2 protein-coding genes are annotated in these 2,802 nt (G+C 74.4%); both read left to right on the plus strand.

The features are described from left to right. Positions 1-1,156 (plus strand): type I polyketide synthase (locus tag ADK41_RS38240; protein WP_159044012.1); only part of this gene is annotated, 1,156 nt, incomplete at its 5' end. A gap of 35 nt (positions 1,157-1,191) precedes the next feature. After that, positions 1,192-2,802, plus strand: a 1,611-nt coding sequence (locus ADK41_RS38245) for a type I polyketide synthase (protein ID WP_030837392.1), incomplete at its 3' end; no start/stop codon positions are given.

Genomic DNA, 2,802 nt, shown 5'->3' on the forward strand with positions numbered 1-2,802 from the left:
GGCCTGCGACACCGCCGACCGCGACGCCACCGCCGCGCTCCTCGCCGCGGTCCCCGACGCACACCCGCTGACCGCCGTCGTGCACACGGCCGGCGTCCTCGACGACGGCGTCGTCGCCTCGCTCACCCCGGAGCGGCTCGCCGCCGTCCTGCGGCCGAAGGTCGACGCCGCCTGGCACCTGCACGAACTCACCCGCGACCTGGACCTGGCGGCGTTCCTGCCGTTCTCGTCCATCGCCGGTGTCATGGGCAGCCCCGGCCAGGGCAACTACGCCGCGGCCAACTCCTTCCTCGACGCCCTGACCGCGCACCGCCGCTCCCTGGGCCTGGCCGGCACCTCGCTCGCCTGGGGCCCCTGGTCCCACGACGGCGGCATGACCAGCACCCTGTCCGACACCGACATGCGCCGCATGCAGTCCGGCGGCCTGCCGCCGCTCTCCGTCGACCAGGGCTTCGGTCTCTTCGACATCGCGCGCGGCTCCGACGAGTCGTTCCTGGTCCTGGTCGGCCTCGCCCCCGGCGCCATGCGCGGCGCCGCCCCCGAGGACCTGCCGCCGCTCTTCCGCGGCATGGTCAGGAGCAGCCGCCGCACCGCCGCCGCCACCGACGCGGCCGGAGCGGCCGCCGCCCTCGGCGCCAAGCTCGGCGAACTCCGCGCCGACGAACGCGTCCGGTACGTCACCGACCTCGTCCGCGAACAGGCCGCCCGGGTGCTCGGCCACGCCACGCCGAAGGCCGTCGACGTGACCCAGGAGTTCCGGGAGCTCGGCTTCGACTCGCTGACCGCCCTGGAACTGCGTAACCACCTCTCCACGGCGACCGGGCTGCGCCTCCCGGCCACCCTGGTCTTCGACTACCCGACGCCCACGGCCCTCGCCGAGCACTTCGTCTCCGAACTGGCCCCCGGCGACGAGGGCCCGCAGGGTCCCTCGCTGCTCGCCGAACTCGACCGCCTGGAAGCGCTCTTCGCGGCCGGCGAGCACGACGGGATCACCCGCGCGGGAATCGCCCTCCGGCTCGGCCAGATGCTGGACAAGGTGCGCGGCGGCGCGCCGGAAACGACCGGCACCCCCGTGGACGACGCCTTCGAATCGGCCAGCGCCGACGAGGTGCTCGCCTTCATCGACAACGAACTCGGCCGCATGGGCGACCACTGAGACGAGCCGATTCACCACAGGAAGGTTTTCCCGTCATGTCCGATGACAAAAAGCTCGTCGACTACCTCAAGTGGGTCACGGCCGACCTGCACAAGACCCGTCGGCGGCTGGAGGAGGCCGAGGCGAGCCGGCACGAACCGATCGCCATCGTGGGCATGGCCTGCCGACTGCCCGGCGAGGTCGCCTCCCCGGAGGACTTCTGGCGGCTGCTGGACGAGGGCCGCGACGGCATCGCCCCGTTCCCCACCGACCGGGGCTGGGACCTCGACGCCCTCGGCGGCGAGGGAGCGGGCAGCAGCGCCGCCGCCGAAGGCGGCTTCGTCGACGCCGCCGCCTTCGACGCCGGCTTCTTCGGCATCTCGCCCCGCGAGGCCGTCGCCATGGACCCGCAGCAGCGGCTCCTGCTGGAGACCACCTGGGAAGCGGTGGAACGCGCCGGTCTCGACCCGGTGTCCCTGCGCGGCTCCCGCACCGGTGTGTTCGTCGGCACCGCCGGCGTCGACTACGTCGGCGTCGTGATGAACTCCCGCGAGGACGCGGAGGGCCACGCCACCACCGGCCTCACCGCCAGCGTCGTCTCCGGCCGCGTCGCCTACGCCTTCGACCTCGCCGGACCGGCGGTCACCGTGGACACCGCCTGCTCCTCCTCCCTGGTCGCCATCCACCTGGCCGCCCAGTCCCTGCGCCAGGGGGAGTGCTCCCTCGCCCTGGCGGGCGGTGTCACCGTCATGTCCACCCCCATGGGTTTCTCCGGCTTCACCCGCCAGGGCGGCATCTCCACCAGCGGCCGCTGCAAGGCGTTCGCCGACTCCGCCGACGGCACCGGCTGGTCCGAGGGCGCCGGCGTCCTGGTCCTGGAACGGCTCTCCGACGCCCGCCGCAACGGGCACCAGGTCCTCGCCGTCGTCCGCGGCTCCGCGGTCAACCAGGACGGCGCCTCCAACGGCCTCACCGCCCCCAACGGCCCCTCCCAGCAGCGCGTCATCCGCCAGGCCCTCGCCGGCGCCGGACTCTCACCCGCCGACGTGGACGCCGTCGAGGCGCACGGCACCGGCACCCCGCTGGGCGACCCCATCGAGGCGCAGGCGCTGCTGGCCACCTACGGCCAGGACCGACCCGAGGACCGGCCGCTGCTGCTGGGCTCGGTGAAGTCCAACATCGGCCACTCCCAGGCCGCCGCCGGCGTCGCCGGCGTCATCAAGACCGTCCTGGCCATCCGCCACGGCGTCCTGCCCAGGACCCTCCACATCGACGCGCCCTCCACCCACGTCGACTGGACCGCGGGCAACGTCCGCCTCCTCACCGAACGCACCCCCTGGCCGGAGACCGGCCGGCCGCGCCGCGCGGCCGTCTCCTCCTTCGGCATCAGCGGCACCAACGCCCACCTCGTCGTCGAGCAGGCCCCCGAACCGGAGGAGCCGGAGCAGCCCGCCGCACCGACGGCCCACCCGACGGTCGTGCCGTGGCCGGTCGCCGGCAAGACGAAGGGCGCCCTGGAGGCACAGCTCGCGAGCGTGTCGGCCCTGGCCGACGCCACCGCGCTGGATGTGGGTTTCTCGCTGGCGTCGGGGCGGTCGGTGTTCGAGCACCGGGCGGTCCTCCTCGCGGGCGCCGAGGGCGAGCCGCCCGTCGAAGTCGCGCGCGGT

It is taken from the genome of Streptomyces caelestis (genome assembly GCF_001279005.1).
GTDB lineage: Bacteria > Actinomycetota > Actinomycetes > Streptomycetales > Streptomycetaceae > Streptomyces > Streptomyces heliomycini.